The organism is Chelativorans sp. J32 (assembly GCF_000518985.1).
In the GTDB taxonomy this organism is placed as follows: Bacteria; Pseudomonadota; Alphaproteobacteria; order Rhizobiales; family Rhizobiaceae; genus Chelativorans.
Window position 1 is genome coordinate 279,792 of the sequence record NZ_JAEQ01000003.1, and the last position, 14,948, is coordinate 294,739.

At 61.1% G+C, this 14,948-nt stretch carries 10 protein-coding genes and 2 riboswitches; of the genes, 5 read left to right on the forward strand and 5 right to left on the reverse strand.

Annotated features, from left to right (window positions below; all coding sequences use genetic code 11):
• Window positions 1–5 precede the first annotated feature (5 nt).
• The 4 genes from CHEJ32_RS0106925 to CHEJ32_RS0106940 form a co-directional block, all read right to left on the reverse strand.
• On the reverse strand, window positions 6–1,064 hold the full coding sequence (locus CHEJ32_RS0106925; protein ID WP_028033210.1) for a Gfo/Idh/MocA family protein: 1,059 nt from the start codon (window positions 1,062–1,064) through the stop codon (window positions 6–8).
• A complete protein-coding gene (locus CHEJ32_RS0106930) occupies window positions 1,061–1,900 on the reverse strand; it encodes a carbohydrate ABC transporter permease (RefSeq protein WP_028033211.1) in 840 nt (279 codons plus the stop codon). Before CHEJ32_RS0106930 ends, CHEJ32_RS0106925 begins: the two co-directional genes overlap by 4 nt.
• A 7-nt stretch (window positions 1,901–1,907) precedes the next feature.
• Window positions 1,908–2,828 (reverse strand): carbohydrate ABC transporter permease, encoded by a 921-nt coding sequence (locus CHEJ32_RS0106935; RefSeq protein WP_028033212.1) that lies wholly within the window; start codon window positions 2,826–2,828, stop codon window positions 1,908–1,910.
• Between the two features lie 290 nt (window positions 2,829–3,118).
• Entirely contained in the window at window positions 3,119–4,387 is a 1,269-nt protein-coding gene (locus CHEJ32_RS0106940; RefSeq protein WP_028033213.1) for an ABC transporter substrate-binding protein, read from the reverse strand.
• Window positions 4,388–4,702: 315 nt separating this feature from the next.
• On the opposite strand from CHEJ32_RS0106940, the gene CHEJ32_RS0106945 reads away from it, so the two are divergent.
• From CHEJ32_RS0106945 to CHEJ32_RS24105, 5 genes are all read left to right on the forward strand, one after another.
• Window positions 4,703–5,563, forward strand: a complete 861-nt coding sequence (locus CHEJ32_RS0106945) for a BadF/BadG/BcrA/BcrD ATPase family protein (protein WP_028033214.1) — start codon at window positions 4,703–4,705, stop codon at window positions 5,561–5,563.
• A 96-nt stretch (window positions 5,564–5,659) separates the two neighbouring features.
• A riboswitch (cobalamin riboswitch) is annotated at window positions 5,660–5,861 on the forward strand.
• A 147-nt stretch (window positions 5,862–6,008) separates the two neighbouring features.
• Window positions 6,009–8,825 (forward strand): ribonucleoside-diphosphate reductase subunit alpha, encoded by a 2,817-nt coding sequence (locus CHEJ32_RS0106950; protein WP_051469521.1) that lies wholly within the window; start codon window positions 6,009–6,011, stop codon window positions 8,823–8,825.
• A 167-nt stretch (window positions 8,826–8,992) separates the two neighbouring features.
• The gene (locus tag CHEJ32_RS0106955) at window positions 8,993–10,105 is read left to right on the forward strand and encodes a ribonucleotide-diphosphate reductase subunit beta (protein WP_034657993.1); all 1,113 of its coding nucleotides are present in this window, start codon (window positions 8,993–8,995) and stop codon (window positions 10,103–10,105) included.
• A 127-nt stretch (window positions 10,106–10,232) separates the two neighbouring features.
• A riboswitch (cobalamin riboswitch) is annotated at window positions 10,233–10,522 on the forward strand.
• An 87-nt stretch (window positions 10,523–10,609) separates the two neighbouring features.
• Window positions 10,610–12,925 carry a 5-methyltetrahydropteroyltriglutamate--homocysteine S-methyltransferase gene (gene metE / locus CHEJ32_RS0106960; RefSeq protein ID WP_028033217.1) on the forward strand — a complete coding sequence of 772 codons (2,316 nt, stop codon included), beginning with the start codon at window positions 10,610–10,612 and terminating at the stop codon, window positions 12,923–12,925.
• A 70-nt stretch (window positions 12,926–12,995) separates the two neighbouring features.
• Window positions 12,996–14,072 (forward strand): ATP-dependent DNA ligase, encoded by a 1,077-nt coding sequence (locus CHEJ32_RS24105; RefSeq protein ID WP_051469522.1) that lies wholly within the window; start codon window positions 12,996–12,998, stop codon window positions 14,070–14,072.
• Window positions 14,073–14,079: 7 nt separating this feature from the next.
• Here CHEJ32_RS24105 and CHEJ32_RS0106970 read toward each other — a convergent pair whose 3' ends face one another.
• On the reverse strand, window positions 14,080–14,829 hold the full coding sequence (locus CHEJ32_RS0106970; RefSeq protein ID WP_198023832.1) for a sulfite exporter TauE/SafE family protein: 750 nt from the start codon (window positions 14,827–14,829) through the stop codon (window positions 14,080–14,082).
• Window positions 14,830–14,948: the final 119 nt, after the last annotated feature.

Below are 14,948 nucleotides of genomic sequence, written 5' to 3' on the forward strand. Positions count from 1 at the left end.
TGTCCTCACAATTTCACGGCGCGCCCGGTGCGCACGCTTTCGTCGGCGGCAAGGCAGATCTTCAGCGACTGCACCGCATCTTCCATGTGGCGGGTAAGGTCCAGGTCCTCCCGGATCGCCTTTAAGAGAAAAGCCTGCTCGCGCTCGCAAAGCTCCTGGTGGCCAGGCTCACCTTCCATTCGCAGGATCTCGTCGGGTGCGGCGAAGCGGCCGTCCGCTCCACGCTGCGCGCGATGCACGCGAATGGTGGCGGTCTTGGTGTGCGTGTCGATGTCGTCGGACTTGGCGCCCTCGTCCATGACGATGGAAACGCTGCCCTTGGGCGACATGATGTCTTTCACGAAGAAGGCCGTCTCCGAGATCATTGGCCCCCAGGCTGCCTCGTACCAGCCGACCGAGCCGTCATCGAACAGAACCTGCAGGTGGCCGTAATTGTACATATCGGCCGCGATCTCGTCGGAGAGCCGCAGGCCCATGCCGCGCACCTCAACGGGCTTGGCGTCGGTGATTTGGCACATGACATCCACATAGTGCACGCCGCAGTCGACGATGGGGGAGGTGGTCTGCATGAGCTGCTTGTGCGTCTCCCAGGTCGGGCCGCTAGACTGCTGGTTCAGGTTCATGCGGAAGACATAGGGGCCGCCCAGCGCGCGGGCCTCGGCGATCAGCTTCTGCCAGGAAGGGTGGTGGCGCAGGATGTAGCCCACAACGAGCTTCCGGCCGTTCGCCTTCGCCGCCGCCACGACGCGCTCGGCATCCTTCACCGTGGTCGCCAGAGGCTTCTCCACGAAGACATGCGCGCCCGCCTCCAGTGCCATCACGGCATAATCGGCGTGGCTGTCGGAATAGGTATTGATGGAAACAGCATCAGGCAGCTCGCGTTTCAACGCCCCCTCGAAGGAGCGTTCGACCGTGTAGCCGGAAAGCTCGCCATCGAGATCCACGGCTGAACGGTTGACGAGGGCCGCGATCTCGAAACCGGGATTGCGGTGATAGGCGAGCGCATGGCTGCGTCCCATATTGCCGAGGCCGGCAACGACCACGCGCAGCTGCTTTTCGCTCATTTGACGGCTCCTGCTGTGATCCCGCGGATGAGCTGGCGGGAGAAGATGAGGTAGAGGATGAGGACGGGCAGTATCGCCAGCGAAAGCGCGGCGAGGACCGCATTCCAGTTGGTGACGAACTGACCCAGGAAGATCTGCGCCCCGAGCGTGATGGTCTTCGTGGATTCTGCGGGGGCCAGGATCAGCGGGAACCAGAGATCGTTCCAGATCGGGATCATCGTGAAGACTGCGACCGTAGCCATGGCCGGGCGAACCAGCGGCAGAACGAGGCGGAAGAAGATGCGGTATTCCGAAAGGCCGTCGATGCGACCGGCATTCTTCAGGTCGTCGGAGACCTGTTTCATGAATTCGGAGAGGATGAAGACGGCAAGCGGAAGCCCTTGCGCCGTATAGACCAGAATCAGTGCGGTAAGGGTGTTGACGAGGCCGCTTGCCACCATGAGTTGGAGGATAGCGACCGTGCCCAGCCGGATCGGGATCATGATACCCAGCGCAAGGTAAAGACCCATGAGCGTGTTGCCGCGAAAGCGATATTCGGCCAGCGCGAAGGCGGCCATGGCGCCGAACAGGAGAACGAAGAAGAGCGAGGCAACCGTGACGATCAGGCTGTTCTGGAAATAGAGGAAGAAATCGCCCTGGGCGAGCACGGTCTGATAGCCGATCAGGCTGAAGCTCTTTTCGTCGGGGAAGGCGAGGGGAGAGCGGAAGATCGCCTGGCGCGTCTTGAACGAGTTGATAATGATGACGATGACCGGGAACAGTGCGATCGCCGTATAGGTGATGAGCGCTGCATGGGCCGCAACGCTGCGCCAGGGGGAATGGCGGGCCTTGCTCATCTTCGCCTCAAAACTGATAGCGGCGCAGCCGCGTCTGGATGGCGAAGAGATAGAGGCAGACGCCTGCCAGGATGATGAAGAACATCATGGAGGCGATTGTCGCCCCCATATTCGGATCGCCGATCTGCAGCTGGAAACCGAAAAAGGTGCGGTAAAGGAACGTGCCCAAAATGTCCGTCGAGAAATTCGGGCCCGCAAGTGCGCCCTGGCTCGAATAGATCAGGTCGAAGGCGTTGAAGTTGCCGACGAAAGTGAGCACCGAAATAATGCCGATCGAGGGCAGGATAAGCGGCAGCTTGATCTTCCAGAACTGCGCCATTCCGGTGATGCCGTCGCATTCGGCCGCTTCCAGGATCTCGTCGGGTATGGAAAGCAGCGCTGCGTAGATCAGCATCATGGGAATGCCCACGAACTGCCAGACGGAAATAAGCCCGAGCGTCGTCAGCGCATATTCCTCCTTGCCAAGCCAGGGAGCAAACAGGCTCTTCAAGCCGACAAGATCGAGCAGGCCCGGCGCGACGCCCCAAATGGGACTGAGGAGCAGTTTCCATACGAAGCCGACTATGACGAAGGAGAGAATGGTCGGCACGAAGATCGCCGTGCGGTAGAAGCCGCGCAGGCGCAGGCGCGGATTGGACAGGAGGGCGGCGAGCAGGATGCCAATAGGGTTCTGCACCAGCATGTGGATGATAAAGAACCAGACATTGTTCCACAGTGCGTTCCAGAAGCTCGAAGACCAGCGGGGATCGCCGAGAAGTGTCCGGAAATTCTCCAGCCCGACGAAAACCTGTCCCCCCGAGGTACCGCGGAACAGCGAAAGCTGAAGCGTGCCGAAAAGCGGCAGGATCATCACGATGGTATAAACGAGAAGCGCCGGCGCCAGGAACACGGCGATGTGCCAGCGGATCGGCCTTTTGTGCGCTAGCATGAGTTACGCCCGGTTAAGCCCAACTGGTTGTCCCATCCGCGTTCACCACCCCTCTCTTACATTCCAAGGACTTAGCTTTGCTAAGCCCAGGAATTGTTTCTCCCGGCCAAGGGGAGATAAGGCGCGCCGCGCGGTCGCTACTGCAAATCGCCAACATTGGTGATTGTCGGCAAAAGCCCGATGCGGCGCATCTCCCCCTGACGGGGGAGAAAGAGATCACAACGCCCTAGCCGAAAGCTAAGTGTTGGAAATCGCAAGAGAGGGACTGATTGGCTCCCGATCGCGAATTCTCAATTCCCCTGCTGCGGCTTGTACCAGCTCGCCAGTCCCTCCTGCAGCCGCTCTGCCGCTGCCTCCGGCGTCTCTGTTCCATTGATCACGTTAGCCGACGCCGTCCAGGTCTCGTTTTCGAGATTGGGCGTGCCACGGGACAGGATCTGATAGGTAGAACGGATCGTAGGCTGGCACTTCTCGCGCCAGGAGACGAATTCCCGCGCCAGCGGATCTTCCATTTCGACGGGTTTCGAGGAAAGGCTGAAAAACCCGGGGAGCGCGTTGGCGTAAATCTTCGCGAATTCGTCGGAAGCCACCCATGTCAGGAATTTCTTTGCCGCCTCTGCATTCGGGCTCTTCGCGTTGAGGCCGATGCCGATATCCGTGTGATCGGAGATATAGCAGGTGTCACCGGCATTTTTGACCGGCGGCGGGAACGCACCCATCTCGAATTCGGCCTGGGTGTTGAAGACGGAGATCTCCCAGGAGCCGGCGGGATAGATCGCAGCGCGGCCAAGCGTAAAGAGGTTCTGGCTATCCGGATAGGTCTGCGCCTCGAATCCGTCGCCCAGATAGTCCTTCCAGCGCGCCAAGGTCCTGAACGGGTCGACCCACTGCGGGTCCGTCAGCTTTTGCTCGCCCTTTATGAGCGCCAGCCGGCCTTCCTCGCCCTTCCAATAATTCGGACCGATGTTCTGGTAGCCCATGGTTGCGGCTTCCCAGAGATCCTTGGTTCCCATGGCCATGGGAATGTAGTTGCCGTCTTCCTTGATCTTGTCGAGCAGGGCGAAGAACTCGTCCTCCGTCTGAGGCACCTGCAGCCCCAGCTCGTCAAAAGCGTCCTTGTTGTAGATGAAGCCATGGATGACGGAGGCCATGGGCACGCAGAAGGTCGCCGAACCGTCATCGGTCTGCCAGGCGGCCTTGGCCACATTGGAGAAGTTCTCCATGCCGGGAAGCTCGGTGAGATTCGCGAGCTGGCCCTTGTTAAAAAGTTCCAGAGAGGCATCGAAGGGGCGGCATGTGATCAAGTCTCCCGCCGACCCCGCATCCAGCTTGGCGTTCAACGCCGCGTTGTACTCGGTCGGTGCGGAAGGAGAGAAGACGACCTTGATGCCCGGATTCTGCGCCTCGAATGCAGGAATGAGCTGTTCCTGCCAGATGGCGAGATCGTCGTTGCGCCAGCTCTCGATGGTCAGCGTCACATCCTGTGCCGCGGCGATGCCTGCCGTCCCAACGAGCATGCTTGATGCCGCCAGAAACATCATCACCCTGTTCTGCTTCATAACTTCCTCCCTCATGGCTTGGACGCCTCTGTTCCTTCCTCCCGGGGGCGCCTCCAGAAACGCCGCATAAGCCAGCGATTGCATTCGTGGTCGGGCGGGATGGCCGTAAGTTCCTCAATATCATTGGGAAAACGGCTACCCCAGCCCCGCCGCCTTCTACGCCTCTTACTTCCGGTTGCGGACATGTTAAGAACATTCCGCTGCGCTTTTCCAGCACCAAAATTAAAGGATTGAGCAATATTGGCAGTTGGAGAATGCACGCGCGGGCCGGACGCGCACGCGCGCGCGTCATGGCTCAACGGTTGGGTGTGCACGATGAATCTCGTAGCTGTGGACGGCGGTGGGACCGGGTGCCGGGCGATCGTTGCCAATGCCGAGGGCGCGGTGCTTGGACGGGGCGAGAGCGGCCCTGCCAATGTGATGACCGATCTCGACGGCTCCCTCACGCATATCCTAGAGGCCGTCGAAAGGGCGGGCAGGCAGGCGGGTATCGAACCGGAGTTCTCCACGTCCAAAGCCGCCCTGGCATTGGCCGGCGCCAATGTCGGGCGTTTCGGCGAGGAGTTGTTGCAGAAGCTGCCCTTCGCTGAAAGCATCGTGGAATCGGATGCAACAGCCGCGGTCCGCGGCGCTCTGGGCCCGCATGACGGGGCGGCCGGCATTCTCGGCACCGGTTCCGTGTTCGGGGCAAAGTCGGGTGGAGAAATCCGAATCATCGGCGGCTGGGGCTTTCTGCTGGGCGACCAGGCAAGCGGAGCAAGACTCGGCCGCGCTCTGCTTGAAGAGACCCTGCTTGCACATGACGGTATCGTTTTGGGTTCCGCGCTGACGGAAGCTATCCTTGCGCGTTTCCAGGAAGATCCTCGCGAGATCGTGGTGTTCGGAAAGCGCGCGCGCCCCGCGGATTTCGGCGCATTCGCGCCGGAGGTCTTCGCTTATGCCGAAAAGGGTGACGCGGTTGCCGGGAGAATTCTAGCCGACGCAGTGGGCTGGATCGAGGCTTCCCTCGATGCGGTGATGCCGGAGGGCTGCGATCGCGTTTGTCTACTCGGCGGACTCGGGCAGCCATACGCGCCTTATCTCAGCGAGCCTTTTAGGAACCTGCTTCGGCCACCGCTTGGGAATGCGCTCGACGGAGCGCTGGCGCTGGCAGTGGAAAAATTCGGGCAATCCTGAATATCCCCATGGCCGAACCCCGAGGCTTCCTGAGTCAAGCCCTTCACTCGAAAATTTTGCGAAGCACCAGCCGTTGACATGACTCCTGCTTGGGCTACTAGATATAGCCATCACGGTGCTGTCGAGTCCTAGGGTCGAGAGCTTAAGAGGGAAGCCGGTGAGAGGCCGGCGCTGCCCCCGCAACTGTAAGCAGCGAGTTGCCGTCGCGTAATGCCACTGGTGCTTTAAGGCGCTGGGAAGGCCTGACGGCAGCGATGACCTGCGAGCCAGGAGACCTGCCGTGATCGAGCTTTTGAACGTCCACGGGCGGGGTGTCCCGGCGGTGCGCTTGATCGCGGCGGTTCATACCTGCTGCTGTCCGGCATGCTTCGCGAAACCCCGTCAACAACCACGGGGGTTTTTCATGTCGGCGAGTGCCGCTCACTTTTCCAACGGAACGGCCGCGATGCCGGTCCTTGCTCATCCGGCCGAAGTCCGAATGGAGTCCGCGTATCGCGTCATCCGTCGCAACGCTTCGGTCACGCCGTTCGATCCGGGCAAGATCACCATCGCCTTGACCAAGGCTTTCCTTGCCGTCGAAGGTTCGGTGGCTGCCGGTAGCCGCCGTGTGCACGAGGTCGTGGAGGAACTGACGGAGCAAGTCGTTTCCGCGCTCACTCGCCGCGGCGAGGCGGGCCGTACCTTCCACATCGAGGAAATCCAGGATCAGGTGGAACTCGCCCTCATGCGCGGCGGCCATCACAAGGTGGCGCGTGCCTACGTGCTCTACCGCGAGGAGCGGGCGCGCGAGCGGCAGGCAAGCAGCGTCGCCGAGATCCCTCAGCCATCTTTGCACGTGACGCTGCAAGACGGCAGCAGGGCGCTCCTCGATGAGGCGCGGCTTGCCGCGATCGTGGTGGAGGCTTGCCACGGGCTGGAAGCGGTCTCGGCCGAGGCCATCCTCACCGAAGCGCGGCGCAACCTCTATGACGGCATCACGCTTGACGAGCTCTCGCTGGCGCCGATCCTTGCCGCGCGCACCTTGGTAGAGACCGAGCCGAATTATGCGCAGGTGAGCGCGCGGCTGCTTCTCGACAAGCTGCGCCGCGAAGCGTTGAGCTTCGTGGAAGGCAGGCCCGCACAGGCCACGCAGACGGAGATGGCCGATCGCTATCCCGCCTATTTCGAAGCCTTCATCAAGGCAGGCATAGAGGCCGAGATGATCGACCCGGAGCTTGGGCGCTTCGATCTCAATAAGCTTGGAGCCTCGCTTCAGCCCGAGCGCGACCTACAGTTCCAGTATCTCGGTCTGCAAACGCTCTACGACCGCTATTTCCTGCACAAGGACGAGGTTCGTTTCGAACTGCCGCAGGCCTTCTTTATGCGCGTGGCGATGGGACTTGCGGTGCGCGAGATCGACCGGGAGGCTCGGGCGATCGAGTTCTACCAGCTCCTCTCCTCCTTCGATTTCATGTGCTCGACGCCGACCCTCTTCAATGCCGGCACGCTGCGGCCGCAGCTTTCGTCCTGCTTTTTGACGACCGTTTCCGACGACCTCGACGGCATCTTTAAGGCCATCAAGGACAACGCGCTTCTGGCGAAATATTCCGGCGGGCTCGGCAATGACTGGACTCCGGTGCGGGGCCTGGGCGCGCGCATCAAGGGCACCAACGGCAAGAGCCAAGGCATCGTGCCTTTCCTGAAGGTGGCAAACGATACGGCGATCGCAGTCAACCAGGGCGGCAAGCGCAAGGGCGCGGTCTGCGCCTATCTGGAAACCTGGCATATCGACATCGAGGAATTCCTGGACCTCAGGAAGAACACCGGCGACGACCGCCGCCGCACTCATGACATGAACACGGCCAACTGGGTGCCGGATCTCTTCATGGAGAGGGTGGAAGCGGATGGCGAGTGGACTCTATTCTCGCCCGACGAGGCACCTGATCTGCATAACCTCTATGGCCCGGCTTTCAAGACCGCCTATGAGGCCTATGAAGCAAAGGCGGCGCGTGGAGAGATCCGTGTCTTCAAAAAGGTCCGTGCGGTGGAGCTGTGGCGGCGCATGCTCACCATGCTCTTCGAGACCGGCCATCCGTGGATCACTTTCAAGGACCCGTGCAACCTGCGCTCGCCGCAACAGCATGTGGGCGTGGTGCATTCGTCGAACCTGTGCACCGAGATAACGCTGAACACGTCCAGCGATGAAGTCGCTGTGTGCAATCTCGGCTCCGTCAACCTTGCCGCTCATGTGAGCGAGAGTGGGCTCGACCTGGAAAAGCTGGCACGTACGGTTTCCACCGCGATGCGCATGCTGGACAATGTCATCGACATCAATTTCTACACCATCCCCGAGGCGCGGCGCTCAAACCTGCGCCACCGGCCGGTGGGCCTCGGCCTGATGGGCTTTCAGGACGCGCTGCAGGCGCTGAAGCTGCCTTATGCTTCGGAAGGAGCGGTGGAATTCGCCGACCGCAGCATGGAAGCTATCGCCTATCATGCCATCTCTGCCTCGGTGGAACTGGCAAAGGAGCGTGGAGCCTATGCAAGCTTCCAGGGCTCGCTCTGGTCGAAGGGCGTGCTGCCGATCGATTCCATTGGCTTCGTGGCCGAATCCCGCGGCGTCGAAGGCATGGATCGCAGCCAGACGCTCGATTGGGAGAGCCTGCGCAATCGCGTCATGGAGCATGGCATGCGCAATTCCAACACCATGGCGATCGCGCCGACGGCGACTATCTCCAATATCTGCGGCGTTTCGCAGTCGATCGAGCCCAGCTACCAGAACCTGTTCGTGAAATCGAACATGTCGGGCGACTTCACCGTGGTGAACGCCGCACTCGTGCGCGATCTCAAGGCGCGCGGTCTCTGGGACGAGGTCATGGTTTCGGACCTCAAATATTATGATGGTTCTCTCGGTCAGATCGACCGTGTTCCGGATGACCTGAAGGCACTCTATGCGACCGCGTTCGAGATCGATCCGGCGTGGCTGATCGAGGCAGCCTCGCGCCGGCAGAAATGGATCGACCAGGCGCAGTCCCTCAATCTCTACATTGCCAATCCCTCCGGCAAGAAGCTCGATGAACTCTACCGGTTGGCCTGGAGGAAGGCGCTGAAGACCACTTACTACCTGCGCTCGCGCTCGGCGACCCATGTGGAGAAATCGACGCTGAAACGCTCGGACGGGAAACTCAATGCCGTGGCGGTGACACCGCAGCCGACTGCTTTCGAGTTGGATGGCGTGAAGGCTTGCGCCATCGACGATCCCGAATGCGAGGCTTGCCAGTAGGCGCGGCGGAGACCCTTACCGTCTCGGGCTCTGCCCGATTCACCTCTCCCATTTGAGACCGGAGCCGAGCTTTGCGGCTAATCCCTCTCCCCAGCATAGCGGGAGAGGGTGCTGGGCATCAGCAAGGCGGCAACCGGATTATAAACCTATGATATCTGGAGAATGGCATGCTGAACTGGAACGAGCCGAGCGCCAATCCTTCTCAAGCAGCACCCGCCGGCGAGGTTGATGCTACCGGCCTTGGTACCATCGACCGGGGTGCGGCGCGCGTATCGGTTGACGACAAGCGCATGATCAATGCGCGGGCCGACGTGAACCAACTCCTGCCGCTGAAATATCGTTGGGCCTGGGAAAAATATCTGTCGGGCTGCAACAATCACTGGATGCCGACGGAAGTTTCCATGCAGGCCGATATCGCGCTCTGGAAGTCCCCCGACGGGCTTACGGACGACGAACGGCGCATGGTGAAGCGCAATCTCGGCTTTTTCGCCGCCTCTGAGTCCTTGGTAGCGAACAATATCGTGCTCGCGATCTACCGCCATCTCACCAATCCGGAGTGCCGGCAGTATCTCCTGCGCCAGGCTTTCGAGGAGGCGGTGCACACGCACACTTTCCAATACATCGTGGAAAGCCTCGGCCTCGACGAGGGCGAGCTGTTCAACATGTATCGTGAGGTCCCGTCCATCACCGACAAGGCGGCCTGGGCACTGGAATATACGCGCCATCTGGACGACCCGAATTTTTGCACCGGCACGCCGGAAGCAGACCGTGCTTTCCTGCGCGACCTTGTCGCCTTCTACGTCGTCTTCGAGGGCATGTGGTTCTATACCGGCTTCGCGCAGATCCTGTCGCTCGGGCGGCGCAACAAGATGGTGGGGATCGCCGAGCAATACCAATACATCCTGCGCGACGAGTCGATTCATTTGAATTTCGGCATCGACGTCATCAACCAGATCAAGCATGAGAACCCGCATCTATGGACGCCCGCCTTCCAGGAAGAGGTGCGGGGCATGCTCCGGGATGCCGCGGAGCTGGAGGCAGCCTACGGCCACGACACGATGCCTCGCGGCTTCCTCGGCCTCAATGCGGGGCTCTGCGAGAAATACATGCACTTCATCGCCAACCGTCGCTGTGCGCAGCTTGGCCTTGCGCCCGTGTTCGCCGAGACGGAGAACCCGTTCCCCTGGATGTCCGAGGCGATGGACCTGAAGAAGGAGAAGAACTTCTTCGAAACGCGCGTGATCGAATACCAGAATGGCGGCGCGCTCAGCTGGGATTGAGTCGCCAAGTTCCTCGCCTCAATGATTTGGGGCGAGGGAAACCTCCCTGCCTCTGGGCAGCATTTCGGATCACTTAAAGATATAAACATTTCTTTATATGGTCTCTTGACTCCTGATCCCGCTTGAGGGACTTTGCCCATGTCGTGGTTCCCCGACGTTCGCGCGTCGGGGCGAAGAGGGAATTCGGTGCGCCGCTACAGCGGTGCGTTCTTCGAGACGCACAACTGTGGGGCTTATGTAATCGCGCTACCTGAAACCGATTCCGGTTTTCAGGAGCGGATGCACTGGCAATGCCGAAGCTGCCCCCGCAACTGTAAGCGGCGAGCCTTTCTCCAACATGCCACTGGGACATCCCGGGAAGGCGGAGAGGGCGATGACCCGCGAGCCAGGAGACCTGCCACGGCATGAGAATGTCCACGGGCGGGGTGTCCCGGTGGCTGCTGGGCGAGCCTGTCTCGCCCAAGCGTCCGCGTGCCCATGCCCCCAATCCAAGGGGTCAGATCCATGTTCCAAATACCTGTTGCTACGCTCGGTTTGCCGCGCATCGGCCGGCGACGCGAACTCAAATTCGCGCTGGAGGACTACTGGGCCGGTAAGAGCTCGGAGGCGGAGCTTCTTGCCACAGCCGCGAAGATACGCGCCGAGAACTGGAGCCTGCAAAAGGCAGCAGGCGCCAGTGTCATTCCGTCCAACGACTTTTCTCTTTACGACCACGTGCTTGACATGGCGGTGACCGTCGGGGCGATTCCCGAAATCTACGGCTGGGATGGCGGCGCCGTGCCGCTTGAGCTTTATTTCGCCATGGCGCGCGGCAGTCAGGGCAGCGAAGACGAATGCTGTCATTTGCACAACGGCGGAACCGGGGTGCCGGCGCTGGAAATGACGAAATGGTTCGACACCAATTATCATTACATGGTGCCTGAATTCTCAGCCGATCAGCAGTTCCGGCTGGCGTCTACAAAGGCGGTTGACGAATTCAGGGAGGCAAGGGAGCAGGGTTTCCATACGCGGCCGGTGCTGCTTGGGCCCGTTTCCTTTCTGAAGCTCGGCAAGCGCAAGGACGGCGGTGATCCGCTTTCGCTGCTGCCGCGGCTGGTTCCGGTCTATGCCGATCTGCTCAAGCGGCTGGCCCAAGCCGGAGCCGACTGGGTGCAGATGGACGAGCCTTGCCTCGTGCTCGATCTTACGGAAGAGGAGCAGCAGGCCTATAGGTTCGCCTATGACGCCTTGGCTGCGGCGCGTGCGCCGAAACTGATGCTTGCTACCTATTTCGGGGCGCTCGGGGACAATCTGCCGACCGTGGCGGCCCTCCCCGTAGCAGGGATCCACGTGGATCTCGTTCGCGCGCCTGAACAAATCGGCAGCCTGGTGGGTGCGATACCGGAGGATCGGATCCTCTCGCTCGGTGTGGTGGATGGGCGCAACGTCTGGCGCACGGATATCGCCCCGCTTCTCGACCGGCTGGAGCTTTTGGCAAAGGACAATCCCGGACGGTTTCAACTCGCGCCATCCTGCTCGCTGCTTCATGTGCCCTTCGATCTGGGCCTCGAAACCGGCCTTGATCCGGAACTGAAGAGTTGGCTTGCCTTCGCGGTCCAACGAATTGAAGAACTCGCGGTTATCTCGCACGCGCTTTCGGTCGATCGCGCGAATGTCAGCTCCTTCATCGCGGCGGCTTCGCGGGCGCTTTCGGTGCGTGCTTCCTCTCCCCGCGTGCACGACGCCCGCGTTGCTGGCCGGCTTGCCGAGGTCTCACCGACGATGACGCGGCGCTCCCTGCCATTTGCCGAGCGCCGAAGGTTGCAGCAGGAAAAGCTGGCGTTGCCCGCCTTCCCGACGACGACCATCGGCTCCTTCCCCCAGACGGCGGAGGTGCGCAGGGCGCGTGCAGCCTATTCCAGGGGAGAACTGAAGCCAGCCGATTACGACACCTTCCTCAAGAGCGAGACGGACAAAGCCATCCGGTGGCAGGAGGAAATCGGGCTCGACGTGCTCGTGCACGGCGAGTTCGAGCGGAACGATATGGTGCAGTATTTCGGCGAGCAGCTGACGGGTTTTGCCTTCACCAAGCAGAGCTGGGTGCAAAGCTATGGCTCGCGCTGTGTCCGCCCGCCCATCATCTTCGGCGATGTCCACAGACCACAGGCGATGACAGTCGAGTGGGCTAGCTATGCTCAGTCGCTCACGGATAAGCCGGTGAAGGGCATGCTCACCGGGCCGATCACGATGCTCCAATGGTCTTTCGTGCGTGATGATGCGCCGCGTGAAACGGTCTGCCGGCAGATCGCGCTCGCGCTCCGCGATGAGGTCCAAGATTTGGAGGAGGCCGGCATAGGCATCATCCAGATCGACGAGCCCGCCTTGCGTGAGGGATTGCCGCTGCGCAAAGCCGACAGGTCTGCCTATCTCGACTGGGCGGTGGAGTGTTTTCGCCTTGCTTCGGCCGGCGTGAAGCCGGAAACGCAGATCCACACCCATATGTGTTACGCCGAGTTCAATGAGATCATCGATGCGATCGCGGCAATGGACGCCGATGTCATCTCTATCGAAACATCGCGATCCAGAATGGAGCTTCTGCAGGCGTTCCGCGCTTTTCGTTATCCCAACGACATCGGGCCAGGCGTTTTCGACATCCATTCGCCTCGCGTGCCGCCTGCGGAGGAGATGACAAACCTGTTGCGCAAGGCAGGTGAAGGGCTCCGCTCCAGCCAGATCTGGGTCAATCCCGATTGCGGCCTAAAGACCCGCAAATGGGAGGAGGTGCGCCCCGCACTCGCCAATATGGTGGCAGCGGCGCGCCAGATGCGAGTGGTGCAATAGGCGCTGAACGTCCTGGTATGGGAACGCCGCCCGGGTGGCGGCGTTCTGCCTGTTCTAAGCAGGACGTGTCATGGCCGCTCGTGCACCGGGAACATCCACAGCTGGAAATAGGGACCGACCGGCAATCGGGCCGGTTCCGCCGATGGAAGCCAAACTGGTGGAAAGCTTGCCGGACGGGGCAGGCTGGGAATTCGAGCCGAAATGGGATGGTTTTCGCTGCCTCGCTCACCGCAGCGGCGATGAGATCGAGCTTTATGCGAAATCCGGCAAGCCGCTGGGCCGCTACTTCCCCGAAGTGATCGAGATTGTGCGGGCGCTGCCGGGCGGCCAATTCATCCTGGATGGGGAGCTCGTCATTCCCGTCGGTGAGACCCTTTCCTTCGATGCCCTGCAATTGCGGCTCCATCCGGCAGAAAGCCGCATCCGCAAACTGGCCCGCGAAACGCCGGCCATTCTTATCCTCTTCGACATGCTGCTGACGCCGGATGGCGAAGATCTCACGGGAGCGCCGCTCACGGAACGGCGCGCTGCCTTGGAGCGATTCCTTGCCAAGGCTGAGGTTCCCGGTATCCGGCTCTCGCCCTACACGCGCGATCGCAAAGAGGCCGAAGCCTGGCTCGAGCGCGCCGGCGGCGCGCTCGACGGCGTCATCGCCAAGCAGCTCGACGGGCCGTATGAGAGCGGCGAGCGTGCGATGCTCAAGGTGAAGCGGATTCGCTCGGCCGACTGCGTTGTCGGCGGCTTTCGCTACGGCAAGGACAGCAATCTCGTTGGCTCGCTCTTGCTTGGCCTCTTCGACGATGCCGGAAAGCTGCATCATGTCGGCTTCACCTCCATGATCAGCAATGAGGAGCGGCCGGCACTGACGCGAAGGCTGGAAAAGTTGAAGGGCCCGCCGGGTTTTACGGGGCGTGCGCCAGGCGGCCCCAGCCGATGGGCGACGGAGCGCAGCGGCGAATGGGAGCCGCTGAAGCATGAACTGGTGGTGGAAGTTACCTATGACCAGGTGACAGGCGACCGCTTCCGGCATGGAACGCGGCTCCTGCGATGGCGCCCCGACAAGGATCCACGCCAATGCACGTTCGAGCAGCTCGAACAGGAGGCGCGGCCCGGCAAGCTGATCGAGGACGTTATCCGGAAGACCTGAGACGGGTTCAGGTCAAAAGCGCGTCGTAGATGAGCTTGGCGGCAACGAACCCTAGCAGGATCAAGATCATGCGATCGAAGTTTTCCCGCGACAGCCTGCGCGCCAGCGCGGCGCCCACCGGCATGAAGGCGAGGATCGGAAGCATTGCGAGCAGGCTGATCAGCGCGCCATGGACCGAGAAGATACCGAGGAAGCTGAGTGAGAGGACCTGAAGCGACGTCACGGCTACGAAGAGAAACGAAATCGTCGCGATGAATATCTGCCGGTCGAGGCGCATGGCATTTAGGAAGGTGATGGAGGCCGGAGCGGAAAGCCCCGCTGCGCCTTGCAACATGCCAGCTAGAAAGCCCGCCGGCATGCTCAACCGGGAGGCTAGCGGAAAAGCTATCTTCCAGTCGGGCCGGGCAAGGCGAAGCGCGATGTAGCCTACGACAGCGCCGGCCACGATGAGCGAGAGCGCCTTTTGCGAAAAATGGGTGAGCATCAGCGTGCCTAGGAGAACACCCAATATACCTGCACCGGCGAAGCGCAGAAGGAACGAACCCGGCAACAGATGCCGGCGGAAACGCCACCCCTGCCACACATTGGTGAGCAGGTTAGGCATCAGCATCACGACCACGGCGAATTTCACGTCAAAGATCATCGCCAGCGCCGGCACGGCGAGGATGGGTGCGCCTGCGCCGGTCGCACCCTTGAGAACCCCGCCGGCGGCGAGACAGATGAAGATGATGGCAAGTTCTGCCGGCTGCAAAGTCACGGGAAGGTCTCTTTGAGATGACTCGGGCCGGAAGCCGCCCGACGTAATGGAAGCATCTATCAGCAGGTGCTTCTATCCCCCGACGAGGGTGGAATCAATCTTGAACGCATCGGTTAGGT

Bases quoted from the DNA above. Each gene is read 5' to 3' on its own strand.
- CHEJ32_RS0106940 (WP_028033213.1), bottom strand. From the start codon at position 4,387: ATGAAGCAGAACAGGGTGATGATGTTTCTGGCGGCATCAAGCATGCTC.
- metE (WP_028033217.1), top strand. From the start codon at position 10,610: ATGTTCCAAATACCTGTTGCTACGCTCGGTTTGCCGCGCATCGGCCGG.
- CHEJ32_RS24105 (WP_051469522.1), top strand. From the start codon at position 12,996: ATGGCCGCTCGTGCACCGGGAACATCCACAGCTGGAAATAGGGACCGA.
- CHEJ32_RS0106950 (WP_051469521.1), top strand. From the start codon at position 6,009: ATGCCGGTCCTTGCTCATCCGGCCGAAGTCCGAATGGAGTCCGCGTAT.
- CHEJ32_RS0106930 (WP_028033211.1), bottom strand. From the start codon at position 1,900: ATGAGCAAGGCCCGCCATTCCCCCTGGCGCAGCGTTGCGGCCCATGCA.
- CHEJ32_RS0106935 (WP_028033212.1), bottom strand. From the start codon at position 2,828: ATGCTAGCGCACAAAAGGCCGATCCGCTGGCACATCGCCGTGTTCCTG.
- CHEJ32_RS0106925 (WP_028033210.1), bottom strand. From the start codon at position 1,064: ATGAGCGAAAAGCAGCTGCGCGTGGTCGTTGCCGGCCTCGGCAATATG.
- CHEJ32_RS0106945 (WP_028033214.1), top strand. From the start codon at position 4,703: ATGAATCTCGTAGCTGTGGACGGCGGTGGGACCGGGTGCCGGGCGATC.
- CHEJ32_RS0106955 (WP_034657993.1), top strand. From the start codon at position 8,993: ATGCTGAACTGGAACGAGCCGAGCGCCAATCCTTCTCAAGCAGCACCC.